The organism is Streptomyces sp. 17_S59, from assembly GCF_056930295.1.
In genome coordinates this window covers 1,891,499-1,915,698 of record NZ_JBXOWD010000001.1, presented here as the reverse complement: position 1 = coordinate 1,915,698, position 24,200 = coordinate 1,891,499, and the positions used below count along the sequence as shown (strand labels likewise).

At 71.3% G+C, this 24,200-nt stretch carries 23 protein-coding genes, 1 other RNA gene and 2 pseudogenes; 16 read left to right on the top strand and 10 right to left on the bottom strand.

Going from position 1 to position 24,200, the window contains the following annotated elements; translation table 11 throughout:
* Positions 1 to 200 precede the first annotated feature (200 nt).
* Positions 201 to 1,472 carry a hypothetical protein gene (locus AC1Z4A_RS08380; protein ID WP_483677230.1) on the bottom strand — a complete coding sequence of 424 codons (1,272 nt, stop codon included), beginning with the start codon at positions 1,470 to 1,472 and terminating at the stop codon, positions 201 to 203.
* Between the two features lie 314 nt (positions 1,473 to 1,786).
* Between AC1Z4A_RS08380 and AC1Z4A_RS08375 the strand changes: the two genes are divergently transcribed.
* The 3 genes from AC1Z4A_RS08375 to AC1Z4A_RS08365 are packed head-to-tail and all read left to right on the top strand — an operon-like array spanning position 1,787 to position 4,578.
* A complete protein-coding gene (locus AC1Z4A_RS08375; protein ID WP_483677229.1) occupies positions 1,787 to 2,626 on the top strand; it encodes a Nif3-like dinuclear metal center hexameric protein in 840 nt (279 codons plus the stop codon).
* Positions 2,627 to 2,640: 14 nt separating this feature from the next.
* Positions 2,641 to 3,384: a zinc ribbon domain-containing protein gene (locus AC1Z4A_RS08370; RefSeq protein ID WP_483683536.1), complete on the top strand. Its 744-nt coding sequence runs from the start codon at positions 2,641 to 2,643 to the stop codon at positions 3,382 to 3,384.
* 6 nt (positions 3,385 to 3,390) lie between these two features.
* Entirely contained in the window at positions 3,391 to 4,578 is a 1,188-nt protein-coding gene (locus tag AC1Z4A_RS08365; RefSeq protein ID WP_483677228.1) for a bifunctional RNase H/acid phosphatase, read from the top strand.
* Between the two features lie 66 nt (positions 4,579 to 4,644).
* Here AC1Z4A_RS08365 and AC1Z4A_RS08360 read toward each other — a convergent pair whose 3' ends face one another.
* The 3 genes from AC1Z4A_RS08360 to AC1Z4A_RS08350 all read right to left on the bottom strand — a co-directional run bounded on the left by AC1Z4A_RS08360 (position 4,645) and on the right by AC1Z4A_RS08350 (position 7,322).
* On the bottom strand, positions 4,645 to 6,237 hold the full coding sequence (locus tag AC1Z4A_RS08360; RefSeq protein WP_483677227.1) for a hypothetical protein: 1,593 nt from the start codon (positions 6,235 to 6,237) through the stop codon (positions 4,645 to 4,647).
* Positions 6,238 to 6,487: 250 nt separating this feature from the next.
* Complete coding sequence (locus AC1Z4A_RS08355; protein WP_483677226.1) at positions 6,488 to 6,925, bottom strand: hypothetical protein; 438 nt, start codon at positions 6,923 to 6,925, stop codon at positions 6,488 to 6,490.
* A gap of 46 nt (positions 6,926 to 6,971) precedes the next feature.
* On the bottom strand, positions 6,972 to 7,322 hold the full coding sequence (locus AC1Z4A_RS08350; protein WP_483677225.1) for a hypothetical protein: 351 nt from the start codon (positions 7,320 to 7,322) through the stop codon (positions 6,972 to 6,974).
* A 109-nt stretch (positions 7,323 to 7,431) separates the two neighbouring features.
* On the opposite strand from AC1Z4A_RS08350, the gene AC1Z4A_RS08345 reads away from it, so the two are divergent.
* Both AC1Z4A_RS08345 and AC1Z4A_RS08340 read left to right on the top strand, forming a co-directional pair.
* Positions 7,432 to 8,391 carry a helix-turn-helix domain-containing protein gene (locus tag AC1Z4A_RS08345; protein WP_483677224.1) on the top strand — a complete coding sequence of 320 codons (960 nt, stop codon included), beginning with the start codon at positions 7,432 to 7,434 and terminating at the stop codon, positions 8,389 to 8,391.
* Positions 8,342 to 8,479 carry a DUF397 domain-containing protein gene (locus AC1Z4A_RS08340; protein WP_483683535.1) on the top strand — a complete coding sequence of 46 codons (138 nt, stop codon included), beginning with the start codon at positions 8,342 to 8,344 and terminating at the stop codon, positions 8,477 to 8,479. Before AC1Z4A_RS08345 ends, AC1Z4A_RS08340 begins: the two co-directional genes overlap by 50 nt.
* Before the next feature lie 50 nt (positions 8,480 to 8,529).
* Here AC1Z4A_RS08340 and yaaA read toward each other — a convergent pair whose 3' ends face one another.
* Entirely contained in the window at positions 8,530 to 9,327 is a 798-nt protein-coding gene (gene yaaA / locus AC1Z4A_RS08335; protein ID WP_483677223.1) for a peroxide stress protein YaaA, read from the bottom strand.
* 176 nt (positions 9,328 to 9,503) lie between these two features.
* Between yaaA and rnpB the strand changes: the two genes are divergently transcribed.
* Positions 9,504 to 9,909, top strand: an RNA gene (gene rnpB / locus AC1Z4A_RS08330) — RNase P RNA component class A.
* 38 nt (positions 9,910 to 9,947) lie between these two features.
* On the opposite strand, the gene AC1Z4A_RS08325 is transcribed toward rnpB, so the two are convergent.
* Positions 9,948 to 10,208, bottom strand: coding sequence for a hypothetical protein (locus AC1Z4A_RS08325; protein ID WP_483677222.1), 261 nt, complete (start codon positions 10,206 to 10,208; stop codon positions 9,948 to 9,950).
* Positions 10,201 to 10,563, bottom strand: a complete 363-nt coding sequence (locus tag AC1Z4A_RS08320) for a hypothetical protein (protein ID WP_483677221.1) — start codon at positions 10,561 to 10,563, stop codon at positions 10,201 to 10,203. The genes AC1Z4A_RS08325 and AC1Z4A_RS08320 overlap by 8 nt, the downstream gene beginning before the upstream one ends.
* Before the next feature lie 146 nt (positions 10,564 to 10,709).
* Here AC1Z4A_RS08320 and AC1Z4A_RS08315 point away from each other — a divergent pair.
* From AC1Z4A_RS08315 to AC1Z4A_RS08300, 4 genes and pseudogenes are all read left to right on the top strand, one after another.
* A pseudogene (locus tag AC1Z4A_RS08315) lies at positions 10,710 to 11,181 on the top strand (transposase); the annotation flags it as partial.
* A gap of 361 nt (positions 11,182 to 11,542) precedes the next feature.
* Positions 11,543 to 12,322, top strand: coding sequence for a hypothetical protein (locus tag AC1Z4A_RS08310; RefSeq protein ID WP_483677220.1), 780 nt, complete (start codon positions 11,543 to 11,545; stop codon positions 12,320 to 12,322).
* 162 nt (positions 12,323 to 12,484) lie between these two features.
* Positions 12,485 to 12,710 (top strand): annotated as a pseudogene (locus tag AC1Z4A_RS08305) (DUF397 domain-containing protein).
* A gap of 408 nt (positions 12,711 to 13,118) precedes the next feature.
* A complete protein-coding gene (locus AC1Z4A_RS08300) occupies positions 13,119 to 13,934 on the top strand; it encodes a hypothetical protein (RefSeq protein WP_483677219.1) in 816 nt (271 codons plus the stop codon).
* Positions 13,935 to 14,137: 203 nt separating this feature from the next.
* On the opposite strand, the gene AC1Z4A_RS08295 is transcribed toward AC1Z4A_RS08300, so the two are convergent.
* Positions 14,138 to 14,584: an Lrp/AsnC family transcriptional regulator gene (locus tag AC1Z4A_RS08295; RefSeq protein WP_483677218.1), complete on the bottom strand. Its 447-nt coding sequence runs from the start codon at positions 14,582 to 14,584 to the stop codon at positions 14,138 to 14,140.
* Positions 14,585 to 14,677: 93 nt separating this feature from the next.
* Here AC1Z4A_RS08295 and AC1Z4A_RS08290 point away from each other — a divergent pair, with 93 nt between their 5' ends.
* Both AC1Z4A_RS08290 and AC1Z4A_RS08285 read left to right on the top strand, forming a co-directional pair.
* Entirely contained in the window at positions 14,678 to 15,490 is an 813-nt protein-coding gene (locus tag AC1Z4A_RS08290) for an LLM class flavin-dependent oxidoreductase (RefSeq protein WP_483677217.1), read from the top strand.
* Positions 15,487 to 15,924 (top strand): nucleoside deaminase, encoded by a 438-nt coding sequence (locus AC1Z4A_RS08285; RefSeq protein WP_483677216.1) that lies wholly within the window; start codon positions 15,487 to 15,489, stop codon positions 15,922 to 15,924. Before AC1Z4A_RS08290 ends, AC1Z4A_RS08285 begins: the two co-directional genes overlap by 4 nt.
* Before the next feature lie 109 nt (positions 15,925 to 16,033).
* Here AC1Z4A_RS08285 and AC1Z4A_RS08280 read toward each other — a convergent pair whose 3' ends face one another.
* Positions 16,034 to 16,330 carry a hypothetical protein gene (locus tag AC1Z4A_RS08280; RefSeq protein ID WP_483677215.1) on the bottom strand — a complete coding sequence of 99 codons (297 nt, stop codon included), beginning with the start codon at positions 16,328 to 16,330 and terminating at the stop codon, positions 16,034 to 16,036.
* Positions 16,331 to 16,357: 27 nt separating this feature from the next.
* The gene (locus AC1Z4A_RS08275; protein ID WP_483677214.1) at positions 16,358 to 16,825 is read right to left on the bottom strand and encodes a hypothetical protein; all 468 of its coding nucleotides are present in this window, start codon (positions 16,823 to 16,825) and stop codon (positions 16,358 to 16,360) included.
* Positions 16,826 to 17,155: 330 nt separating this feature from the next.
* Here AC1Z4A_RS08275 and AC1Z4A_RS08270 point away from each other — a divergent pair, with 330 nt between their 5' ends.
* The 4 genes from AC1Z4A_RS08270 (at position 17,156) to AC1Z4A_RS08255 (ending at position 24,200) form a co-directional block, all read left to right on the top strand.
* On the top strand, positions 17,156 to 17,656 hold the full coding sequence (locus AC1Z4A_RS08270) for a superoxide dismutase family protein (protein WP_483677213.1): 501 nt from the start codon (positions 17,156 to 17,158) through the stop codon (positions 17,654 to 17,656).
* A gap of 594 nt (positions 17,657 to 18,250) precedes the next feature.
* Positions 18,251 to 20,779 carry a lantibiotic dehydratase gene (locus tag AC1Z4A_RS08265; RefSeq protein WP_483677212.1) on the top strand — a complete coding sequence of 843 codons (2,529 nt, stop codon included), beginning with the start codon at positions 18,251 to 18,253 and terminating at the stop codon, positions 20,777 to 20,779.
* Complete coding sequence (locus AC1Z4A_RS08260) at positions 20,776 to 22,548, top strand: ABC transporter ATP-binding protein (protein WP_483677211.1); 1,773 nt, start codon at positions 20,776 to 20,778, stop codon at positions 22,546 to 22,548. The genes AC1Z4A_RS08265 and AC1Z4A_RS08260 overlap by 4 nt, the downstream gene beginning before the upstream one ends.
* The gene (locus tag AC1Z4A_RS08255) at positions 22,542 to 24,200 is read left to right on the top strand and encodes an ABC transporter ATP-binding protein (protein ID WP_483677210.1); all 1,659 of its coding nucleotides are present in this window, start codon (positions 22,542 to 22,544) and stop codon (positions 24,198 to 24,200) included. Before AC1Z4A_RS08260 ends, AC1Z4A_RS08255 begins: the two co-directional genes overlap by 7 nt.

The window sequence follows — 24,200 nt, the reverse complement described above, 5'->3', positions numbered from 1 at the left end:
CCCACAGCGGCGCTCGGCACGGCACAGAGCTCGCCCGACGACCTCACCCGGCAACAACGCGCTCTCCGTGCAAGGCCGTTGCGGCTGCCTCGGTGCCCGCCGGAACAGCTGCGCGACCCCCGCCCAATTCTAACGGGACCTTGATCACCGAGCCACCCGCACCACCGGCGTGTCCACGGCAAACAAAGCGCGGTGAACCCTCACAATCCAGACGTACGGGCGCATGGTGCCTGTTGCAGCGGCACCGGCCGCGGCGCGGCGAACGGATCCGCGTCCGCCTCCTCCGACGGCGCCGAAGACGCCGAAGACGGCGCTGAAGACGACGGCGAAGCCGAAGCAGAGGCCGCGGCCGAAGCCGAAGCCGAGGCCGAAGCCGCGCCCGCGGTCCCCTCCACCGCGGGCGCGGCAAGCTCTCCCTCCACCGCCCCCTCCCCGTCCGGCACGCGCAGCCGCGCCAGCCCGCACGGCACGTCGGCCGTCACGAACGGCAGCCGCAGCTCCCCGTCGGCCGTCCAGAGGCCCGCCCCCGCCAGCCACCCCGCCGGGCCCGCGAGCTGCCGCAGCCGCTTGGTGCCCGGCCGCCACACCCCCAGCCAGCTGCCCGCCGCCTCCCGCTCCACCCGGAAGGCCACCGAGCACCCCTCGGGGGTGAGCCCCTGGCCGGGCTGGGCGGCGAACGGGGTGACCGAGGTGTCCGGCAGCAGCAGGCACTCGGGGAAGCGCACCGGCCGCGCCGAGCCGAGCACGCCCCAGCCGAGCCGCTCGACGCCGGGCGCGTCGGACCGCACCACCAGCAGGCCGCTGTCCGGCTCGGCCAGCAGCAGCCGGTCGTTGCTCTTGTCGGTGATCTGGAGCAGCGGGCTGGTCTCGCCGCCCCGGCCCAGGTCGACCACGACGGCCTTGGTCAGCCCGTCCAGCTCCCGGTCCAGGGCCAGCAGCCGCCCGGTGCGGTCCAGCCAGGCCCCGCCCTCGCACCGCCCCGGCACCGTGGCGAGCAGCTCCGGGCCGCCGGTGCCGCCGTGGACGCGCCAGAGCGTGGTCGACCGCTCGCCGTGCACCAGCGCGTAGGCGGAGGTGCCGTCCGGTGCGGGCGGCAGCAGGGAGAGATACAGGCACTCGATCGTGCCCAGCGGCAGCTCCCCGGTGCCGGGCCCGGTGGGGTAGAGCAGCGAGAGCGCGTACCGCTCGGCGACCCGGCGGCGGATCAGCACCCGGCCGTCGGAGAGCGGCAGCACCTCGCTGTCCGCCTCCTCGGGCTGGGTGCCGGGCAGGGACACCGCGTACGGCTCGGGGCCGTCCAGGGTCCAGCGCTCCGGAAACCAGCCATCCGTGCCCCGGCCGAGAGCGAGCCGGGCCGCGTACGAACCGTCCGCTGTGACCGTGAATGCCCTGCGTCTCATGTCCGGCGGCGGAGCACTGCGAGGAGTACTCGGAAGGGTGCTCTGGGCGCCTTGGGGAGCACAGACAGTCATGAGATGCGTCACCTCCGGCACTGAACGTAGTTATCGCTTCTCCGGCTTAACCCTCCGACCCCGGGTGGTTCACGCGTAAGGGTGTTAGATGTCCGGTTCGCCTGAGGAATGGGGAGCGGGTGTGCTTCGCCCCGGCGGGGTGAGGCGGGGTGATGAAGGCAAGGCGAACCCAAGTGGCCAAGGGTTGGCCGACCGGCCCCCTTGACCAGGCAGGGCCGGGCCGGACGTCGTCAAGTTCTCGTGACGTCCTCGTGAAGCGGTGACGGCCGGGCTTCAGTGGGGTACGGGTGCGGGGGGCAGGTAGCCTTTCCTCCGTGCCCGTACTGTCTGAAGTCATCGCCGCCCTCGAAGCCCTCTGGCCCCCGGAGCGCGCCGAGCAGTGGGACGCCGTCGGTACGGTCTGCGGCGACCCCGATGCCCCCGTCGGCACGGTCCTGTTCGCCGTCGACCCCGTCCAGGAGATCGCCGACGAGGCCGTACGGCTCGGCGCCGATCTGATCGTCGCCCACCACCCGCTCTACCTGCGCGGTACGACGACGGTCGCGGCCGGCACCTTCAAGGGCCGGGTCGTCCACACCCTGATCAAGAACGACATCGCCCTGCACGTCGCGCACACCAACGCCGACAGCGCCGACCCCGGCGTCTCCGACGCCCTCGCCGGCGCCCTCGACCTGCGCGTCACCGGCCCGCTCGTGCCCGACCCGGGCGACCCCTCCGGCCGCCGCGGCCTCGGCCGTATCTGCGAGCTGGACCCGCCGATGCGCCTCGCCGATTTCGCCGAGCGCGCCGCCAAGCGGCTGCCCGCCACCGCGCAGGGCATCCGCGTCGCGGGCGACCCCGAGCGCACCATCCGCACCGTCGCCGTCTGCGGCGGCTCCGGCGACTCCCTCTTCGACCAGGTCCGGGCGGCCGGCGTGGACGCCTACGTCACCGCCGACCTGCGCCACCACCCCGCGTCCGAGGCCCAGCAGCACAGCCCGCTGGCCCTCGTCGACGCCGCGCACTGGGCCACCGAGTGGCCCTGGACCGAGCAGGCCGCCGCCCAGCTCGACGCGATCTCCGACCGGCACGGCTGGGGCCTGCGCACCCATGTCTCCCGTACGGTCACCGACCCCTGGACCGCCCACGCGGCGTCGTCCGTCCACAACCACTGACACAGGAGCTTCCACTGAACGCCGCGCCCGCCGACCAGATCCGCCTCCTCGATCTCCAGGCCCTCGACGTCCGCCTGACCCAGCTCGCCCACAAGCGCAAGAGCCTGCCCGAGCACGCCGAGATCCAGACCCTCGAGGGCGACCTCGCCCAGCACCGCGATCTGCTCGTCGCCGCGCAGACCGAGGAGAGCGACTGCGCCCGCGAGCAGAACAAGGCCGAGCAGGACGTCGACCAGGTCCGCCAGCGCGCCGCCCGGGACCAGCAGCGTCTGGACTCCGGCATCGGCATGTCCCCCAAGGACCTGGAGAACCTCCAGCACGAGGTCGCCTCCCTCGCCAAGCGCCAGGGCGACCTGGAGGACGTCGTCCTCGAGGTCATGGAGCGCCGCGAGGCCGCCCAGGAGCGGGTGAAGGAGCTGACCGGCCGCGTCGAGTCCGTCCAGGCCAAGGTCAACGACGCCGTCGCCCGCCGCGACGCCGCCACCGAGGGCCTCGACGCCGAGGCCGCGACCGTCACCAAGGAGCGCGAGATCGTCGCCGCCTCCGTCCCCGCCGACCTGCTCAAGCTGTACGACAAGCTGCGCACCCAGTCCGGCGGCGTCGGCGCCGCCCGCCTCTACCAGCGCCGCTGCGAGGGCTGCCAGCTGGAGCTGAACATCACCGAGCTGAACGAGGTGCGGTCCGCCGCTCCGGACGCCGTGGTGCGCTGCGAGAACTGCCGCCGCATCCTGGTCCGTACGCCCGAGTCCGGCCTGTAAGCGACCATGGCGCATCGCTTCGTCGTCGAGGCGGACGGCGGTTCCCGGGGCAACCCGGGTCCCGCCGGCTACGGCGCGGTGGTCCTCGACGCGGCGACCGGTGAGGCGCTGGCCGAAGCGGCCGAGTACATCGGCACGGCCACCAACAACGTCGCCGAGTACAAGGGCCTGATCGCCGGGCTGGAGGCCGCCAGGGCCATCGACCCGGAGGCGAGCATCCAGGTCCGGATGGACTCCAAGCTCGTCGTCGAGCAGATGTCCGGGCGCTGGAAGATCAAGCACCCGGACATGAAGCCGCTGGCCGCACAGGCCCAGCGGATCTACCCCGCGGACCGCGTCTCCTACCAGTGGATCCCGCGCGAGAAGAACAAGCACGCCGACCGGCTGGCCAACGAGGCGATGGACGCGGGCAAGGCGGGCAGGCAGTGGGAGCCGGGCCGCTCGGCGGCCGCCCTCGCGGCGTCCGCCGCGGCGAGCGGGGTCGCCGCCGCGCTGGAGGTCCCCGCCGCCGAGCCGCTCGCCGAGCCCAAGGCCGCCCCGGTCGGCTGGGCCGCGCCCGCCGACCTCGGCACGCCGACGACCCTGGTCCTGCTGCGGCACGGCGAGACCGCGCTCACCCCGCAGAAGCGTTTCTCGGGCAGCGGGGCCGGCGCGGACCCCGAGCTGTCCCCGGCCGGCCGCCGCCAGGCCGAGGCGACGGCGGCCGCGCTCGCCGCGCGCGGCACGATCCAGGCCGTCGTCAGCTCCCCGCTGCGCCGCTGCCGGGAGACCGCGCAGACGGTCGCCGACCGGCTCGGCCTGGAGGTCCGCGTCGAGGAGGGCCTGCGCGAGGCGGACTTCGGCGCCTGGGAGGGCCTGACGTTCACCGAGGTGCGCGAGCGCTACCCCGAGGACCTCGACGCCTGGCTCGCCTCGACCAAGGCCGCGCCGACCGGCGGCGGCGAGAGCTTCGCGGCCGTCGCCCGCCGGGTGGCCGTGTCGCGGGACAAGCTCCTCACCCGGTACGCGGGCCGCACGGTCCTGCTCGTCACGCATGTGACGCCGCTCAAGACGCTGGTGCGGCTGGCGCTGGGCGCGCCGCCGGAGTCGCTGTTCCGGATGGAGCTGTCGGCGGCGTCGCTGTCGGCCGTGGCGTACTACGCGGACGGCAATGCGTCGCTGCGGCTGCTGAACGACACGTCGCACTTGCGGTAGTCGCGACAGGGGGGTGGGGAGGGGGAAGCACGTGCTTCCCCCTCCCCACCCCCACCTGCCCGACCGCTATGACCGAAGGCCCGGCCAGACCTCGAACAGGTTCAGGTCCTCGACGAAGCTGCCGTCGCCCCACCGGCACTGGACGTACTGGTCGCCCCTGATGAAGCGGGGGTCTCCGTCGGGCCCGAGGAAGGCCGCGTCCAGGTGATCCGTCATCTGGGCCTGCACCAGCCCCGGCCACACTTCGGCGATCTTCCGCGTGTACCCGACGCGGGTGCCGTCGCTCCACGCGCATTCGGCGTACTGGTCACCGTTCGGTCCGCCGAAGAAGCGGGGGTTCCCGTTCGGGCCCATCAGCGCCGTGTTGACGATGTACCCCATGTCCTCCAGCCCGGGCCAGACGGCGGCGATGTCCCGGACGTCGCCGATGCGCTGCCCGCTGTCCCAGTCGCACTCGACGTACTTGCCGCTGCGGAAGAAGCGCGGGTTGCCGTTGTTCGTGCCGGGGAAGACCGCGTCGAGGTCGCTCTGCATCTCGGGCGGCAGGCCCGGCCAGACCTCCTTGATCTCCCGGGTGAACCCGACGCGGGAGCCGTCGGACCAGTTCAGCTCGACGTACTTGTCGCCCCGCTCGTCGCCCCCGAAGAAGCGGGGATTTCCGTTGGAGCCCAGGAACACTGCGTCGACCTTGTTCATCTGTGCGCTCCTCTTTCCGGTGAATGTCGCGGACCAGGTCGGGTCGTTGTCGACCCAACGCGCCTTGTAGAAGTCCTTCCAGCCGACCTTGCGCGTCTCGGTGGGCCGGTAGAACTCGATGCGGTCGGACGAATAGCCGCTGTCCGGCAGGTCGTGGCGGAGGAGGGTGATCTGCTGTGACTGGGGGTGGATTCCGAGGCCCTTGACCTCGAAGAGGTCGGCGATTTCCTCGGGCGCGTCGGTGAATTCCCCGCGGGCGGTGTCGAATGAGACCACCTTGACGTCGGTGGTGACGAGGAAGTTCCGGGTGCCGGGGACGGGCGCGATGTCGTGCGGGGACTCGTACCAGCCGGGCCAGCCGCGGAAGTGGTCCGAGATCTCCTGGAGCGGCCGCGGATCGGTCGGCACCGTGAACTCCTCGGAGAGGGAGAGCGGTGCGGCGGCCGCGTACCCGTTCCACGTGTACTTGCGGAGCAGGCCCGAGCCGCCCGGCGTGGTCGGCCCGGTGCGCTGCCGCCCGACCGCCCAGAGGACCTGGCTCGCCTCGTCCCAGAGCACGCCGTGGGCGTCGAGCAGCCGGTCGCTCCAGTCGGCGAGCGGGGCGCCGTCGGCGTAGAGGTGCTTGCGGTGCACGGTGAGCGAGCCGATCTGCCCCTTGCCGTCGGGGGCCGTCCCGTGCGGCGCCGCGCTGATCACCGCGCCGTCGGGCAGGAGTTCGGCGGAGTGGGTGCTGGGGTGGGCATCCGTGTCGAGCACCGGTTCCCCGTGAGGGAACCGGACGACGATTAACCTGCCGCTCCCGGCCGCGACGACGAAGCGATTGCCGCGGGCATCCTGGCGGACTTTCGCGTCGGTGGGGCCATTCCAGCCGTCCCGGTCCCAGGACCAGAGCGGGGAACTCCAGTCGGGGTCCGAGGTGTCGAATACGTAGATTGCTTTCGCCGAGGCAATGACCAGGCTCATGGAATTGAGTGTGGTGGCCCGCGCGGAGACGTATCAACGGGGCGGTGGCGCGGCGCGGGTGCAACCGGCCAGTACGGACCTGGCCGGATCCGGAAGCGGGTAATTCCGGGGGACGGCGCTGGTGGGGCCGGGCGTTTCGAAATCCCGCTCGATGCGCTGCGGGCCGGTGCAGGAACGTCATTTCGCCGAGTTCTCGCCAGCGGACGATCCGGGGCGGGGCGGCGGCGGTCGGCCCGGACGGCCGAAAGTGTCAGTCCCCTGTGCAGTCTCCGACGCTCGGCGCCAGACGACGCTGCCGCCGCCGCTGCTCACGCTCCTCGATGTCCTGCGCGCTCTCGCCGGTGGCGGCGACCCTCGGGCAGACGGGGCACTCCCACAGATCCGGACCGCCGAGCACGGGTGGCGTCATGTCGACGTCGCACCGCGGGCACCGCACGACGACCGGCTCCACATGCCCGCACGTACCGCAGACCCAGAGCGGCCCCTCGGAGTCGTGCTGCCGCCAGGCCGTCCGGTGGCACCGCCCACAGCCGGTCGTCACGATCCCGGCGCCCCGGCTCATGACCGGGGGCTCCGGGGTGGAGTCGGCGTACTCGATGATCTGTGCCCTGATCCGGTCGTCCGTGGTGTTGGCCATCCTGAGCAGGTGTGCGACTCGCGAGCGTGCTTCGTCAACGAAATCGTTCATGGCGGCAGCAGGCTATCGCCTGGCGGTCAGAAGAAAGCAGTTGTTGTCAGTGTGCCGCCCTTAGGTGTCGTCCCATGGCCTCGGTCATGGCGACTGCGGTATCGACGTCCTGCGTGCGGACGGCGTCGGTGCGCCGCCGCTTGATGTCCTCGCATTCCGGGCAGTGGCGGACGATCAGCCGCCGCAGCCCGGCGATGATCTGCCGGGCGACATCCACGCGCAGGGGCGGAAACTCCACGTATGCGGTGCCGCTCACGGGCTCTCCGGCGGCGATGTGCAGGGCCCAGCCGTGCTCGCGACACACGTCCTGGAGAGCGGCGGCGGTCTGGGCGGCGATGCGCCGGAGGTCGGCTTCGGTGGCGCGGCGGGGGGCGGCGGGGGAGGGGATCGGGGCCATCGGGTTCCTTGTGCTCGGCCGGTAATTCACCCCATGTGGGTGACCAACTACTCGTTGCCGGTACAGAGTTCCGCGGTGCGGCCTAGGCTCACAACGTTTTGCACGTGCCATGGGCAAGGTGTCACAGGGGGCGGATGTGAAGCGGCGCAACGGCGACGGTCCGGGTTCGGCGGCGACGACGGCAGCGGTCTTCGGGGAGGTGCTGCGGCACCACCGGGAGGGGGCGGGCCTGACGCAGGAGGAGCTGGCGGGGAAGATTCCGTGCGATCGGTCGCTGGTGGCGCGGGTGGAGGCGGGGACGCGGGTTCCGCAACGTCACTTCGTGAGGGCTTGCGATCAGGTGCTGGGGACGGGGGAGTTGTTCGGGCAGCTTTGGCGGAGGATCGACTGGTATCCGGAGGTCAGCCATCCCGACTGGTTCAAGCGGCGCGTCGCCATGGATGCAGAGGCAGTTGCACTCCGTGTCTATCAGGCGCAGGTAATGCCCGGCCTTTTGCAGACCGAAGAGTACGCGCGGACGCTACTGTCCCGGGTATCGCAAGGCCGGGAGTTGGACGAGCGGGTGGCGGCCCGAATGAGTCGCCAGGCGCGATTTCTGAGGGCCGACGGCCCGCTTCTGGTTGTCGTCCTCGACGAGAGTTCGATCCGGAACATGGTCGGCAGCGCGATGGTGATGCGCGACCAATGCGCTCAACTGCTGCTCGCGGGGGCGCGCCCTAACATCCGCGTCCAAGTCGCGCCCTTCAACGATCCGTTGATCAAGCGGCCGGACACCTCGATGACCTTGATCACGATGCCTGACGGTCACGTCTGGGCCTACTCGGAGTCCCTGGACAGGGGGCACTTCAACGACGATCCGACGCTTATCGCGCGTCATGCTCACACCTATGATGTGCTCAGGGCGGACGCCCTTTCTGCTCATGACTCTGCTGCTCTGATCAGAGAAGTAATGGAGAGGTGCGGGCACGATGACTGTATGGCGCAAGAGCAGCTACAGCGGAACCAATGGCGGCGACTGCATAGAAATAGCCCCCGATATCCCCGGCTTCGTCCCGGTAAGGGACAGTAAGAATCGCGACCTCCCGGCCCTGGTCTTCCGGTCCGAGGCCTGGGCTGCCTTCGTGTCCCGCGTGAAGACGGGCTACTGGCTGTCGTAACGGGGTCCGGGGCGGAGCCCCGGTTACGGGAAGGGGCGGGGTGGGGGAGATCAAACCTCCGTCACCACAACGTCCAGCCCCCACGGCCTACCGCCCCGCTCCGGCGCCCCGCCCTCCACCACGTACCCCAGCCCCCGCAGCGCCTCGGCCAGCTCGGCCGGGCGACCGGGCTCGTACCCCGCGGTCAGCAGATCCCGTACGAGCCGCCCCTTCGTGGCCTTGTTGAAGTGGCTCACCACGGACCGCTTCTCGACCCCGTTCACCACCTTGGACTGCAGCACCCGCACCGTCGCGGTGCGCTCCGCGAGCGCCCCCTTCGGCTTCCATGCCGCCGCGTAGGCGGCGGACCGCAGGTCCAGCACCAGTCCGTCCCCGGCGGCCTCCGGCAGCACGTCGGCCATGGGCCCGCGCCAGTACGTACCCAGCCCGCCCAGCCCGGGCAGCTTGACGCCCATCGAGCAGCGGTAGGAGGGGATCGCGTCGCCGATGCGCACGGCGCCCCAGAGCCCGGAGAAGACGAGCAGCGACCGCTCGGCGGCGAGCCGCGCATCGGGGCTCAGTGTGGCGAGGTCCAGGGCGTCGTACAGCACGCCCGTGTAGATCTCGCCGGCCGGACGCGTCCCGGCGGTCCGCAGTCCGGCGTTCTTGGCGATCTCGCCGCGGAGGCCGGGGCTGAGCCCGAGCACGTCGGCGGCCTTCTCCTCGTCGCCCGAGCACAGCTCGACCAGCTCGTTCAGCACCGCCTCGCGCGCCGCGCCGAGGCCCGGCAGGGACAGCCCGCCGACCTCGACCGCCGGCCCGGTGCCACCGGTGGCCTTCCCTTCGGACGGCGGCAACAGCACGAGCACGGCGGGTCTCCTTCGGGGGCTTTCGCAAGGTCGAGGGTGCCCCTGCACCTTACGCTGTCGGCTGCGCCGGTAACGCTGTGCTGTCTGCGCATACGCAATTGGTTACGTCCGGCCCGCCGGATTCCGGCCGGGTTCGCCCCGGCCTGGGCGGCCGGTAGCATGGTCGTCACGGCGGACGAGCCGGCCGGGCGGCCGCGTGGGATCTTCGGATCTCCCGAGGAACGTCCGGGCTCCATACGGCAGGGTGGTGGGTAACGCCCACCCGGGGTGACCCGCGGGACAGTGCCACAGAAAGCAAACCGCCGGGGATCTTCGGATTCCCGGTAAGGGTGAAACGGTGGTGTAAGAGACCACCAGCGTCCGAGGTGACTCGGACGGCTAGGTAAACCCCACCCGGAGCAAGGTCAAGAGGGGCAGCCGCCTTGGCGGCGGCCCTGCGCGGACGATCGAGGGCTGCCCGCCCGAGTCCGCGGGTAGACCGCACGAGCCTGCCGGCAACGGCAGGCCTAGATGGATGGCCGCCTTCCCGGCGCCCGCAAGGGCTTCGGGAGACAGAACCCGGCGTACAGGCCGACTCGTCCGCCTTCCCCTCCGGCCTGCGCTGGTGTTTCACGCTCTGATCAGAGCACCGTGATCTGCAGGACGTAGACACACTGCTGGCGGGGCACGATCTGGTAGACGAACATCCCGCCACTGATCACCTCGCGACGCAGGGGCGGGGACGCTCCCTGGTAGGCGCACCCGTCGAGGTACAGGGCAGCGGCAGCGCGGACGAGTTCTTCAGTACGGGTCTCGACGCGGGCGATGAATGCGAGGTCATCGAGACCGCCGATGACGTGCTCGGCATCCGGGTTGTACTCCCACCGCCAGCCTTCAGCCACCGGCCACCGCCGCCTGGGCCTCGTTGTGGACGGCAAGGGCTTCGTCCATCGCGGCCCGCCACGCGGGATCGTCCCGTTCCAGGGCGTGGATGGCTCTCTGCGCATGGTCCATCCGCCGGGCCAGGCCGGGAAGGCGCAGAATCTCGATCTCAGTGGCCCACTTGACCAGGAACCCCCGGATCGGGCTGAACGACTGCTCCGCGGTCGCCAGGTTGAAGAGCACATCGCGGTCCGCGAGGAACTCGGGCATGCGCGCGGGTGCGACGCGGGCAAGAGCTACCCGCAGGGCGGCGAAATTCATCTCGGGCCGGGGGATGATCTCTTCGGCGGGCTCTGGAGCAGATGCGGTGGTCACGCGGTGTACTCCCGACGGTGTGGTTCTCCGCGACGCGTGCGCTGTTCCGCGTCCCGGACGGCGCTTCCAGGCTACCGAGGGGACAGCCGTCCCGTGGGCCACGTTGCGTAGGCAACAGGACCTGCGGTAAGGCCTGACGTCATGAGTGGTCCCAGCAGGGGATTTCGCAAACGCTGCGCGCTCTGGCCCCTGGACGCCTACGACCGGATGATCGGCCTCGACCTGGGCGAGATCTCGGTGGACGGCTGCATCACCAAGGCCCCGTCCGGCGGGGAGAAGGCCGGCCGTTCGCCGGTCGACCGGGGCAAACAGGGCCTTGAAACGCTCCGCTGCCTGTGACGCCCGCGGTGTCCCGCTCGGGATCGTCTCCGACGGGGCCAACCGGCATGACTCACCGCTTCTCGGGCCAACCCTGGACGCCGCGAAGAAGCAGGTCGGGCCGCTGCCGGAAACCGTCAACGTCAACCTCGACCGGGGCTACGACAGCAACAAAAGATCCCGAGCTTCGTCGAACACCGTTTCCCCCCAAGGTGATTCGACTACGCTTGCGAGTCCAAGATCGAACGACTGGGGGCACCCATGCCGTACGAGGCCGGCACGAGGGTCACGCTGACCAGGGATGCGCAGGTCACCGCAGGTGACACCGCGACCAGGGGCGGCGTCCCCGGTCCGCTGTTCCTCGCCGAGGGCCTGGCGGGAACGGTCATGGGCTCGACCACGGAAGCCGGCCGCGCGGGCCAGGACTACCTCGCGAGCTTCGATCAGCAAATTCGCGGCCATCGGTTCGACGCGTTCGCGGCGAGCCTGATCGATGACCTCCGCCAGAACGTCGCCCGGGTGGGAGCGGTCAACGCCGGAGCGGGCGCTCGGACGACCTACCGGGTGCGCTTCGACAACGGGTTCGTCCTTGACGGTCTTGAAGAAGGCTGGCTGGCCCGAGCCTGAGCACCTGCCACCCTCACCACCACCGAGGAGATCCATGGCCGACACCGTCACGTCACTGACCGCCCGCGTGCACGATCTTCAGGTGGCGGTCATGACCCATGGCCTCACCCCGCGGGGCGTCGACGTCGTCGCCGGCCTCCACGACATCGTCGTGCGCGCCTCGGCGCTCGGCCCCGACGGCAGGTGGCTCGTCGCGTCGGGGCACTCGGGCCTCGGCGGTCTGGCCATCGCACAGGGGCAGGTGGATCAGGGCCTCCTCCACTTCGACGCCGCCGTGGCGAACGGGTTCAACGACTGCGTGGCGTTCCACATGCCGCTCGTGCGCCCGTTGCACCACGACCCCCGGTTCCGGGCCCTGTACGAGCGGATGCGCGTCACCCCGGCCGACCTCGACGAGTTCCTCTGGCTGCACCGGGAGATACAGATCACGGCGAGGGAGGCCCAGCAGGCGACCGTCGACAACATCGGCCGCCTCGACACCGGGGTCTCGCTGCTCCCGCAGGCCCCCATGCCGACCCGCGAGCCGAACACCCCCGGCGTGCTGATCACCCGCCTCGACCTCGCCGCCACGCAGACCGCACTGCGGCAGGCCGCCGTGAAGGCGGACTTCCAGCGCAGCGCCGGCAACGTCAGCCTCAGCCTCATCGACGACTCGTGGGACTACACCCGTGCCAGGCACGACGCCTGGCACGCCGACGATCTGGACACCCGACGCGAACAGGCCGCCGCAGCCCGGGCTTTCGTCGAACGCCCGGGCATCGGCACCATGCTGATCCCCTGCCCACCGCTGGGCTCGATCGTCTACCCGTCCTGACGAGGGACAAGCGCACGCGCAGGAAGTCGACCCTGCCGACGTCCTGCGCCGGGCACACAGCAGCTTGAGAACGACTGCCTGAACGTCTGCCAGACGGGTACAGGATCCATCCTCGTCCAAGGCGACGTGTCCGACGCCTTTGCACTATCAGGAAGGCACATCATGACCGACCTGTACGGGCTCAACATCGACAGCGCCCAGTTCTCGAAGGCGTGCGGTGGCAACACCCACCCCCGACGGCGAAGCGTGCGTGACGCTCGCCCGCATCGGTGACGACGCCTGGGCCATGGGCGACAGCAAGCGGCCCGGGGCGGAGCCGCTGAGGTTCACCACCGCCGAGTTGAACGCAGCCGGTATCGACCCGGCGCGCTTCAACCTCACGGCCTGACCCACGGCCTCACCGGCCACTTGTTGACCGGCGGCCTTCACCCTCTGGGGAGGGTGGGGGCCGCCTTCCCTTGCTCTGGACAGGACGACCAGTTGCACGTACACGGGTATCTCTGGACCGGCGAGAAGACACCGAGTTCGAGGGCGGCAATTACCGCGACGCGGTGCATGCCGCTGGCCTGCTGCGATGCCAAGAGGACCTCGTTGGAGCCCCGGGACCGTCAGAAGGTCTACACCCAACGCGTTTCACCCGTCGCTGAGGTAGATAGCTCAGGACAATCGCCAGCGACCACCTTGTTGGGCTAATAAAAGCGAGTTGCTGCTGAACAGGTATGTGAGTCTTGGGAAGGCGTTCAAAACGCAGCCCAGACCGAATGTTAGGCCGTTACTGAGCTGAAGGAGGCTTTACGTGAGTGACATGATTTTTGAGAAGAAGGACGCGTCGGGCAAGGTCGCGATCGCCGTGTTTCGGGAGCAGGCATCGGCAGACTCGCAACATTTCCTCGACTTCCCTTGCACAGTGCCCGAAGACATGGTGGTTGTGGGTGGTGGGGCCACCGGGGCAGAGCAGCCAGGCGGAGCATTGCTGACGGCCTCGTACCCCAGCTCCGACCGGACAGCATGGCTGGCGTCCTCCAAGGACCACGAGGTGCCCAACCCGCACCGCCTGGTGACTTTCGCCATTGGCATGAAGATTAACGGTATGGACCGAGGGACCCTCCTGAGTAACCTCCAGTACAACCAGAGAGACAGCGACCAGATGGATCATCCCGACCTCGGCGTGGAAGTCGCGGACGATTTCACCCTCATCAGCGGAGGCTTCCGCGTGAACTGGCCGCCTGGTGCTGGAAATCTGGCGACCGATTCCTTCCCCGAAATCGGCAACAGGTGGCGAGCCCGCTCCAAGGACCAGGATGTCTCCGACCCCTGCACCATCACGACCTTCGCCATCGGGCTCCGAACGGTCCTGCCCAATATTGGACGGATCCAGCGCGGTGAAAACAGCGACGGCAGCGTTCAGGCAGCACATCCCGTGACCCAGACCCTGCTCGACGATCGCTTCGCTCTCACAGGATTTGGCGCGGAGACACGCACCTGCGGACCAGGCCAGCTGCTGTGGCGTATGGAACCAATTAACCAGGGAGCCGTCGTTTCCTCCAAGGACCACGTGAACTCCTCACCGGGTACCATCAGGGCATTCGCGCTCGGAATCCAGATTGTTTAGTTGGCTGCCAGGCCCTCCACTCAGGCGGCCTCAGCCATGTAGCGCCGCCCAGTCCGGGGGGAGCATGTCCGGCTCCGCACCGGCCGCTTCCGTAGCCATCGCGTGCGGCATGTGCATCAGGTGCGCCATGACCACCGGCGGGGTCGCGGACACGGCGGCCACGACTGGCCGTGACGTCCGCGCGGAGGCTGTCTCTCTGTTGGTCAGGGCCGACTGGGTCCGCGATGGGGCAGTGTTCGGCTGTAGACGACGCTCGTGGTCGTGCTGCCGAAGCCGGCCAGCTCGTCCACGAGTGTCTCCAGGTGTTCCATGGAGGTCGCGGCCACCTTCAGGGTGTAGCAGTCGTCGCCGGTGGTGCGCAGGCACTCCAGGATCTCGCGGCGTTCGGCGAGGAGGCGGTGCAGTGGCTGGTGGCGGTTGCCGGGGTACTTCAGGCGGACGACGGCGAGCACCGGGTAGCCGACCTTGGCCAGGTCCACGGTGGCGTGGTAGCCGGTGATGACGCCCAGCGACTCCAGATTGCGCACCCTCTCGGTGGTGGCCGACGGGCTGAGGTTGACGCGGCGCCCCAGCTCACTGAGGGAGATGCGGGCCTCCTGCTGGAGCTGCTCGATGATCACCCAGTCGATGTTGTCGAGGTTCACGGCCATAGCGCGATATTACCGGGAAATTTGCTGTGGAAAGCGGGGACCGCCGCGAGGATCCTGTTCACTCGGGCACGATCGCCGTCATAGCCTCGGGGCATGCAACTTGGCGTCAACGTACCGAACTTCGGGCCCGGAACCGACCCCGGCGTCCTGCGCGAGTGGGCGCGGGTCGTGGCGGGGCTCGGGTTCGACCTGCTGATGGTGTCGGACCATGTGGCCGTCACTCCGGATGTGGCGGAGCGGTATCCGGAGCCGTTCTACGACCCGTTCACCACGCTGTCCTGGCTGGCCGGAATCAGCGGTGGCGAGCTGCGGCTGGGCACGACCGTGCTGGTGCTGCCGTACCGGCATCCGCTGCTGGTGGCGCGGATGGCAAGCAGCCTGCAACGGCTCAGTGGTGGGCGGTTCGTGCTCGGGGTGGGGGTCGGGTGGGCGCGGCAGGAGTTCGACGCGCTCGGTGTGCCGTTCGGCGCGCGGGGTCGGCTGACCGACGAGTACCTGGGGTTGGTGCGGGAGGCATGGCGGGCGGAGGACGGAGCCGCGCCTCCGGTGTGGGTCGGCGGGCACAGTGCGGCGGCGATCCGGCGGGCGGTCAGGTTCGGCGATGCCTGGCATCCGCTGCGGCTTCCGGTGACGCGGATGCGGTCGGTTCTCGCGGACAACGCGTTGCCGGGGTTCGCGCCACGGATTGCGCTGCGGCTGACCGACGCTCCGGCCGAGGAGGTCGAACGGCCTGCCGGCGTCGGGGATCTGGAGCAGATCGTGGGTGATCTGGGGGAGCTTCGCGGGCTCGGTGCCGAGACGGTGGTGCTCGACCCGTACCACGGGGACCCGGCTCAGACCCATCGGCCCGAGGCCGCGTGGCGGGCGCTCACGGCGGTGGCCGAGCGGTGGAGGATGGCGTCGTGATCACCCCTGCTGACGAGGCGCTGCTGCGGCGCGCCATCGGTATCGCGGCGCGAGCGGTGGAGCTGGGCGACGCGCCGTATGGCTCGCTGCTGGTCGGGCCGGACGGGGCGATCCTCGCCGAGGCGCACAACACGGTCCGGCGAGACGACGACATCACGGCCCATCCGGAGCTGAAGCTGGCCCGGTGGGCGGCCCGTGAGCTGGAGGCGGACACGGCCGCCCGCACCACCATGTACACCAGCTGCCAGCCGTGCAGCATGTGCAGCGGCGGCATCGTCCGCTCCGGCATCGGCCGGGTCGTTTACGCGCTCTCCACCGAGCAACTCGTCGAACTCAACCCGCAGTCGGGTGACTGGCCGACGGTGGCCCAGGACGGCCCGGCCCTGTTCGACGAGGCACGCACACCCATCAATGCCTACTACCGGCAAATCTGATGGCATCGGCCAGTTTTCGAGTTGCGCAAGCAGCCGTCTGTCGGGGAGCGACCACCTTCAGCGCCGGCTCACCTGGTGGGCCGCGGGTCGTGAGCAACCCGGACGACACTCAGGTGAGCGAACCCGAGCCTGCTACTTGGAAAAGCCTTCCGAACACCGAAGACTCGTGGGCGCCGCCGACGGGGCCGATGTCGTTGTCGGACCAGACTACGAGGGCGTGAAGCGGAAAATCGCCGAGGGCGGTGGAGGCGCATACCTGAGCCGGCGCGTGCGTTTGCCCCGTGTTGGCCTGGACCTCGTCTCCGAGGGCCCCCTTGGTGCCGCCCCCGAGCGCATCCGAGCTGCCGGTGAATATTCTTGCCTTGACCACCGGTGGCTGGGCAAATGTTTCGGCGCTGCGCTCCACCCAGGTCGGTTTACGCCGCGAACAGTTTCAGCCGGGCCGCCTCCCGAGGAACGGCCCCCGCGGCTTCTGCGGCGTCTCCGCGTCACCGCCCTGGTCTCCGGCGCCTGCCGGCCCCGTCGGGCCCGGAGCCTTCTGGCCGCCCGTGGAGTCGTCCCCGCCGAGAGACTTGGCCATGCTCTGGGCGGTGTTCGAGACGGCCTTCAGGCCGAGATACGCCGTGGTCATGGTGCTCACCGCCGTGAACGCGGCGGAGAGGACGCCCACGAACACCGCGTTCTTGACGCCCAGTACGTGGGCGCCCCAGATCACGGCCACCACGATCGCGGCGTCGCCCGTCAGTACCGCCAGCAGGCCCGTCAGGGACCGGATGCGTTCGTTTGCGCTCTGGCTCGGGCCTTCCTTCGGAGTGATGAACAGCGCCCTCGTGGCTCCCCATACGAGAGCCAGGACCGCCACGGCCAGGATCACCACTGCCACTTGAGTTGCGATGGGCATTCTCATCCCCGTCCCCGGACGCGGGACGCTCCTACGGGGTCGCACCGGGACATTTCATCCACCTGATTCCATCGTTGCTCGCACGGCCCCGCACCGCACGCGCAGTGCGCCCCGGGCCCGCACCCCGGGCGCCCCTCGCCCGCCGCTCGAGTTGCGCGATGGCCGGATAGGGTGTAGCCAGAGGCGCGATGCAGAGGGAAGGGTGCGGGAGCTGTAGGGAGACAGCCCCGCGCCGGGGGCCCAGAGCGGGGGCTGCGTCGAAGAGGGGCGGATCAGATCATGTCCTTTGTCACGTCAGCAATTGCCGCTTCGATAATGGTGGCCTCGCCCATGAGTCCGCAGTGCTACGGAACCCACGTGGACGGGTGGTTCGAATCCGCGGCCGGTGGCGGCACGTACGCGGCGGTCACTTTCAAGACGGACGCGGTACCGGAAGGCAGCCACATTTCGGTGGTCGAGCGCACCGGCCACGACAGCACCCGCATCGAGTTGCGCCTGCACGGCATCGAGCCGGACCGTGCGTTCGGCGCCCATGTCCACTCCAAGCCGTGCGGCACCCGCCCGGAGGACTCGGGGTCGCACTACCAGAACGTCAAGGACCCGAAGCAGCCGTCCACCGATCCCGCCTATGCCAACCCCGACAACGAGGTGTGGCTGGACTTCACCACGGACGGGAACGGCAACGGCGGCGCCACCGCGACCGTCGACTGGCGCTTCCGGGCCGGAGAGGCCCGTTCCGTCGTGGTGCACGAGCACGCCACCGAGACCGGTTCCGGCCACGCCGGGATGGCCGGTGCGCGGCTGGCCTGTGTGAACGTTCCCTTCAAGTGACCGAGTGACCGAGTGACCGAGTGACCGAGTAGCCAAGTGGTCAAGTGACCAAGTGGCGGAAGGTGGTCGTCATTTCGCAGGGGGCCCGCACAAGGCCCCCTGCGTAACACCTGCGCCCTTCCCTCCCATGTGCGCCACGTTGCCCTGAGCCCTGCTTGCCGTGCGGGGCTCTTTTCGTCCCGTCCGCCGCCCGCCGTCCGCCATGGCGGCTGCCTGAATGGCATCTTCCTGACACGGGACTGTGCGCGTCTCGCGGCTTCCCGCATGCCCGCCCGAGGTTCCTGCTTGCACATCATGCGCTGAACGCCATGGCCGATCGGCCCTGCCCTCCACAGGAAACTCGGCTGGTCAAGTGGCGTGCCGGCGTCCGTCCCGACCTTCCGCGCGATGGCCCGATGCGGTTGTGTGCGGCGGGAGTTCAACCATCCAGTGAATGTCGCAGCGCGCAATTGGGCGGTTGATAAACGGCATTGACAGTTCCGTCGGGCCTGATAGATCGTTCCGGATCACGCGGCCTCCGTGCTGCCGCCGTGTCTCTTCCGGTCAAAGGCCGGTTCCGGAGCGGGAATTGGTTCACGCGAAAGGTTGGGGGACGTGAGTCCGAGCAAGCGCTGGACCTTGCTGCCGGTGGTGGCCCTGCGGCACGCGGGCTTCTCGCCTGCTGTCCTCGAACCGCTCTCCGGGCCGGGCGTGCAGGACGAGGCGGCCGCGCTGCGCACCGCCGTCGTGCGGGCCCGGGAGGCCGGGGCCGCCCTTCTGGAGAAGCTGCGCGGCACGCCGGAATCGGCCGTGGCCGGGCCCCGGATCGGCATGCTCGCCGACCTGCCGTACGGTGTGCCGCACGCGGAGGAGTACCGGCGGGCGCGGGCCCAGTTGGCCGACCGGTGGGAGCGGTACGAAGCGGGGCACCGGGACCGGGTCGCGGCGGGGCGCCGTCACGTGGCGGCGGCTTTCCGCGAGGACGACGCGCTGCGCGAGGTGCTGCTGCTCTCCAACGACGCGCACTACCCCCGGTTCGCCTCCTGGCTGGACCGCGGCACGGAGGGCCACGGCAAGGCCGACCGCCGGATGTCCGACCTGCTCGTCCGCTATCTCCAGCGGGTGGCCACCAAGAACGAGACCACCGCGCACTTCGGACCCATCGCCGCCGGACGGCTGGCGCCCAGTGCCACGGGGGTGCACTGGGCGGACGCCGGAACGCCGCAGCGGAGGGTCCACTGCGCGTACTGGGCGGCGGAGGCCCTCGCCGCGGTGCTGAGCGCCCGGCCCGGGCTGCGCGACCTGGTCCGGCCGCGCCGGCGGCCCCTCGCCTTCCCCGGCGACGGGCGGATCACGGTGTACGCGCCCACGACGACCACCGGCTTCCTGGCCGACTGGCGCTTCGAGCGGGTGGCGGAGGCCGGGCTGACGGAGCGGCAGGAATGGCTGCTGGAGCGGTGCGACGGTGAGCGGACCCTGGCCCGGCTGCGGCAGGAGTGGCCGTTCGGCGACGAGGGCGGCGACAAGGGCGGCGATGCGGGCGCCGGGTTCGACGCCACGCTCCGTGACCTCGCCGAGCGGGACTGGGCCGTCGACCGGTTCGAGATCCCCGTCGGCACCGCCGACCCCCTGGGCGCGCTGCGCGACGCACTGCCCCCGGCCGCCCACTCGGCGGCCGCCGCCGAGGCCCACCGGCAGGTCGGCGCCCTGCAACGGAGGCTGGCGGACTTCGCCACGGCCGCCACACCCGGCGCCCGCGCCACCGCGCTCGCCGCCGCCAAGGACGAGTTCACCGCCCTCACCGGCGCCCCGGCCAACCGCGGCGAGGGGCGGCACTACGCGGACCGGGCGATCTTCTACGAGGAGTGCCACAGCCGGGTGGCTGACCTGACCCTCGGCTCCGACGTCGAGCGGCTGCTCGCCGACGAGATGGCGCCCGTCTACGACCTGATCCTGGCCGGTCCCCGGCTGCGGATGCGGCGCGAGCGCAAGATCCTCGCCGACTGGGCCGCCGGGCGCTTCGGGACCGGCCGCCGCATCCCGCTCACCGAGTTCTACGCCGGGTACTTCGCGGACCGCGCCGCGCTGGCGGCCGCCTGCGACGAGGTGGACCGCGAACTCGCCGCCCTGGACGACACCGTCACCGACGCCCTGCTCGCCGACGCCCGCCCCGGGGCGTCCGAGATCGAGGTGACCGCCGACCGGCTGACCGGGCTGGCCGCGCCCCGCCCGGACGACCCCGCCGTGGTGTGCAACCCGGACGTCCTGCTCGCCGCCCGCAGCGCCGCCGACATCGCGGCCGGCCGGTTCACCGCCGTCCTCGGCGAGTGCCACGCCGTGCGCGAACTGCTCTGCCACGCCAGCTACGCGCCCCTGCTCGCCGAGCGCGAGCCGGACCTCGCACAGCTGGCCCACGAGGCGTACCAGCAGCTGCTCGGGCCCGGCGAGATCCTGTGCGACCTGGTCCGTTCCCACCCCAACAAGACCGGCGCCCAGCTGCTCTTCCCGATCCCCGACGTGGAGATCACCGGCAAGTCCGGCAAGCCCCGCGACCAGGTGCTCCAGCCCGACCGGCTGTACGTCGTCGTGCGCGACGGACGCGTGGAACTCCGCGCCGGGACGGCCGATGGCAACGACCTGCGGCTGCGCCCCCTGTCCGTGCCCGCGGGCGGGCAGAGCATCCGCCAGGACCCGCTGGCCCCGCTCGGTTTCCCCCGCCACTACGGCGGCGTCAGCCTGCGCTCCCGCCACCGCGACCACGTGCCCAGGATCCGCTGCGGCCGCATCGTGCTGCGGCGCGAGAGCTGGCGGGTGCCCGCGGAGGCGTTCCGGGGCGCCCGGCCGTTCCCCGGCACGGGCGACACCGACGCCGCCGACTTCCACGCCGTGCAGGAGCTGCGGGACCGGCTCGGCCTGCCCCGGCACCTGTTCGCCAAGGTGCCGGGCGAGCCCAAGCCCCTCTACCTCGACCTCGACGCACCGCTGCTCGTCCGGCAGGTGTGCCGCGCGGTCCGCGCCGCCGACGGGTCCGTGGAGCTGAGCGAGATGCTGCCGGGCCCCGACGGGCTGTGGCTGGACCTCGGCGGCCGGGGCCACACCGCGGAGTTCCGCTACGCCGTCTTCTCGCAGCCGGAAGGGCGGTGACCGCCGTGCAGCAGCCTGCCACGGGCGCCACCCGCCGGGTGTGGGCCTACGCCGGACGCGACCGTCGCCGGCTGTCCAGGCTGGGGCTCGTCGCCCTGGCCATGGCCCTGGTCAGCTCCGCCGCCCCGATCCTCATCGCCCAGGGGCCCGGGTACGGGCTGCGGTCGGCGGGCGGCGGAGCCGCGCTCGCCGCCGGGGTGATCGCCAGTGGTGTGGTGGTCTGGGCCCTCAACCGGCTGCGCGCCTACCTCACCAAGTGCCTGGTGGCCGATGCCGTGCTGGAGATGCGGCTGGACGCGCTGCGCTCGGCGCTCGGCCAGGACCTGGAGTTCTACGACCGCAACGACCGGGCCGCCGTCACCAGCCGGATCACCAACGACCTGGAGTCGTTCGGCGAGGCCGCGTTCAACCTGCTGGAGCTGCTGCAGCAGCTGCTGGTCGTCCTGCTGCTGGTGCCGCTGATGTTCGTCCTCGAGTGGCGGCTGACGCTGGCGACGCTCTTCGGCAGCCTGCTGATCGCCCTGACCACCCGCCGGTTCGGGCGGGAGACCCGCAGCCGGGCCGGCCGGGCCGGTGCCGCGACCGCGGACCTGACCGCCTCGGTCGCCGAGAGCGTCGCCGGGCTGGCCACCATCCGGGCCTTCGGCTGCGAGGAACCGCTCGCGCGGACCGCCGCCGAGCACAACGACCGGCTGTTCGAGGCGAACCGGCGGGCCGATGTCTTCGCCGCCCTGCTCCAGCCCGCGCTCTCCGTCATCAGCGGGGCGATCATGACGATGCTGGTGCTGGCCGGCGGCATCATGGTCGGGCACGGGGTGCTCACCGTCTCCTCCTGGTACCTGTTCGTGCTGGCCACCGACCGGGTCGCGTGGCTGCTGGGGTCCACCGGAGCGCTCGACGGCCAGGCGCAGACGGCACTCGCCGCGGCGGAGCGGGTCTTCGAGCTGATCGACGCCCGCGTCCCGGACGGCCCCGCCGCCGCGGACGGCCCGCGGCCCGCGGGCGCGCTGCGGGTGACCGGACTCACCCTCACCTACCCCTCCGGGAACCAGGCCCTGCGCGGCATCTCCCTGGACGTGCCCGCGGGCTGCCACCTGGGCCTCGTCGGGCCGTCCGGCTCCGGGAAGTCCAGCCTGCTGAAGGTGCTCGCCCGGATGCAGTCGGCCTCCGGCGGCGAGGTGCTGCTGGACGGCAGGCCGCTGTCCGGGGTGCCCGAGACGGAGCTGCGCCGCGGCGTGGCGTACGTACCGCAGCACCCGCAGCTCTTCGACGGCACGCTCGCCGACAACCTCCGCCTCGCCGCCCCCGACCGGACCGACGAGGAGCTGACCCGGCTGCTGGCCGACGCCGGGCTCGAGGACTGGCTCGACGCCCTCCCGCAAGGGCTCGCGACCCCCGTCGGGCCGCGGGGCGAACTGCTCTCCAACGGCGAGCGGCAGATCGTCTGCCTGCTGCGGGCGCTGGCCAAGAAGCCGTTCCTGGTCCTGCTCGACGAGCCGACTGCCAACGTGGATGCCGCGACGGACGAGCACCTCCAGGCCGCCCTGCGCACCCTGCTGACCGGAGTCACCTGTGTCATGATCGCGCACCGTCTGAACACCGTCCGCAGCGTCGACCGGATCGCGGTGCTGCGCGAGGGCCGGATCACCGAGACCGGCACCCACGCCGGACTGCTCGCGGCGGGCGGGGAGTACGCGGCCCTGCACGAGGACTTCGCGTACGCCTCGGCGGAGGGCCGGGCCCCGGTCGGGGGCGGTGAGGCATGGTAGACATCGAGCAGCTCCGCTGGCTGGCGCCGCGGCTCCGCGGCTCCCGGGGCACCCTGCTGTTCGTCGTCGTCGGCGGTGTCGTCTCCTCGCTCCTCGCGGTGGTGGCGTCCTGGGCCACCGGGCTCGCGCTCGACGAGGCGCTGAAGAACGGCGTGGGCACCGGGCCGCTGCTCGCCGTCGCGGGCGCGCTGCTGGCCAGCCAGCTGATCCGGGCCGTCGTGCTCTACGTACGGCAGGCCGCGAGCATCCGCCTCGGCACCGCCCTCGAACGCGACCTGCGCCGGGAACTGGTCGCCAAGGTGCTCCGGGAGGGCCGCCCCGGCGAGCACAACGGCCGCCTCGCGACCCTGATCAGCGATGTCCGCGCCCTGCGGTACATGATCACCCCGGGCGTCGATGTGGGCATCTCCTCCTGCGCGTTCGTCGTCGTGGTGCTCGGCTCCGCGGTGATCTGGTCGCCCCAGCTCGTGCTCGCGCCCCTGCTGTACGCGATCGGCTTCTGCTGGGTCTCCGTCCGCCTGCTGGGCGGCATCGGCAAGGCGGCGCGCACGGCGCGGGACCGGTCCGCGGGCATGACGGAGTGCGTCACCGAGGCGCTCGGGAACATCGAGGCGGTACGGGACGCGGGCGGGGCCGCCGCCGTGTGGGGGCGGCTGCAGGCCGCGGCCGCCGCCCACCGCGACGCCGTCGTCCGGCAGGGCCGTGCCGAGCGCCGCACCCCGCTGTTCCTGCTGCTCGGCGTGGTGCAGGGCATCGGCTTCGCCCACGCCCTGGTGCTGGCCCGCGACGGGCAGCTGACCGTGGGCGACATGGTGGGCTACCACAGCCTGCTCCTGCTGCTCGGCGGCCCCACCTTCTCCGTGGGCGCGGCCTTCCCCGCCCTGGCCGGCGGCCTGGCCGCCGTCGCCCGGATCCGCCAGGTGCTGCTGCCCCCGGCCCGCGACGGGGAGGGCGGACGGTTCCGGCCCGCCCCGGACGTACCGCACATCGAGGTCGCCGACGCGGCCGCGCCCCCCGGACGGCAGCTGCCCCCGGTGGTCTCGCTCGCGCTCCCGCCGCGCTCGCTCGCGGTCGTCACCGGGCCCACCGGCTCGGGCAAGTCGACCCTGCTGCGGCTGCTGGCCGGAGTGGAGACGCCCGTCTCGGGCACGGTGCGCATCGGCGGCGCCGACGTCACCGAGTGGCACCGGGAGGAACTCGCCCGGCGCGTGGTCCTCGTCGCCGACCACGACTCGCTGTTCTCCATGACCCTTGCCGAGAACATCGGCCTCGGACGGCTGGACGCCACGGACGACGAGATCCGTTCCGCCGCACGGCACGCGGGGGTCGGCGAGTTCGCCGCGGCGCTCGCCGACGGCTGGGACACCCGGCTGGGCACCCGCGGCACCACTCTGTCCGGCGGGCAGAAGCAGCGCATCGCCCTCGCCCGCGCCCTGCTGTCCCGCGCCGACGTCCTGCTGCTCGACGACCCGTTCAGCGCGCTGGACGCGGCCATGTCCCGCTACCTGGCGAACGAACTGATCGAGGCGGCGCGGCAGCGCACCGTCGTGGTGGTGTCCGATCGCGCGGACCTGCGCGCCCACGCCACCCACGTGCTGCACCTCGGCGACGCCGAACTGACCGTCACCACCACCGAACTGCGAGGAGCATGA

Bases quoted from the DNA above. Each gene is read 5' to 3' on its own strand.
- AC1Z4A_RS08345 (WP_483677224.1), top strand. From the start codon at position 7,432: ATGGGCAAGGTGTCACAGGGGGCGGATGTGAAGCGGCGCAACGGCGAC.
- AC1Z4A_RS08350 (WP_483677225.1), bottom strand. From the start codon at position 7,322: ATGGCCCCGATCCCCTCCCCCGCCGCCCCCCGCCGCGCCACCGAAGCC.
- AC1Z4A_RS08290 (WP_483677217.1), top strand. From the start codon at position 14,678: ATGCAACTTGGCGTCAACGTACCGAACTTCGGGCCCGGAACCGACCCC.
- AC1Z4A_RS08275 (WP_483677214.1), bottom strand. From the start codon at position 16,825: ATGCCCATCGCAACTCAAGTGGCAGTGGTGATCCTGGCCGTGGCGGTC.
- AC1Z4A_RS08310 (WP_483677220.1), top strand. From the start codon at position 11,543: ATGGCCGACACCGTCACGTCACTGACCGCCCGCGTGCACGATCTTCAG.
- AC1Z4A_RS08380 (WP_483677230.1), bottom strand. From the start codon at position 1,472: ATGACTGTCTGTGCTCCCCAAGGCGCCCAGAGCACCCTTCCGAGTACT.
- AC1Z4A_RS08255 (WP_483677210.1), top strand. From the start codon at position 22,542: ATGGTAGACATCGAGCAGCTCCGCTGGCTGGCGCCGCGGCTCCGCGGC.
- AC1Z4A_RS08295 (WP_483677218.1), bottom strand. From the start codon at position 14,584: ATGGCCGTGAACCTCGACAACATCGACTGGGTGATCATCGAGCAGCTC.
- AC1Z4A_RS08355 (WP_483677226.1), bottom strand. From the start codon at position 6,925: ATGAACGATTTCGTTGACGAAGCACGCTCGCGAGTCGCACACCTGCTC.
- AC1Z4A_RS08365 (WP_483677228.1), top strand. From the start codon at position 3,391: ATGGCGCATCGCTTCGTCGTCGAGGCGGACGGCGGTTCCCGGGGCAAC.
- AC1Z4A_RS08270 (WP_483677213.1), top strand. From the start codon at position 17,156: ATGAGTCCGCAGTGCTACGGAACCCACGTGGACGGGTGGTTCGAATCC.
- AC1Z4A_RS08360 (WP_483677227.1), bottom strand. From the start codon at position 6,237: ATGAGCCTGGTCATTGCCTCGGCGAAAGCAATCTACGTATTCGACACC.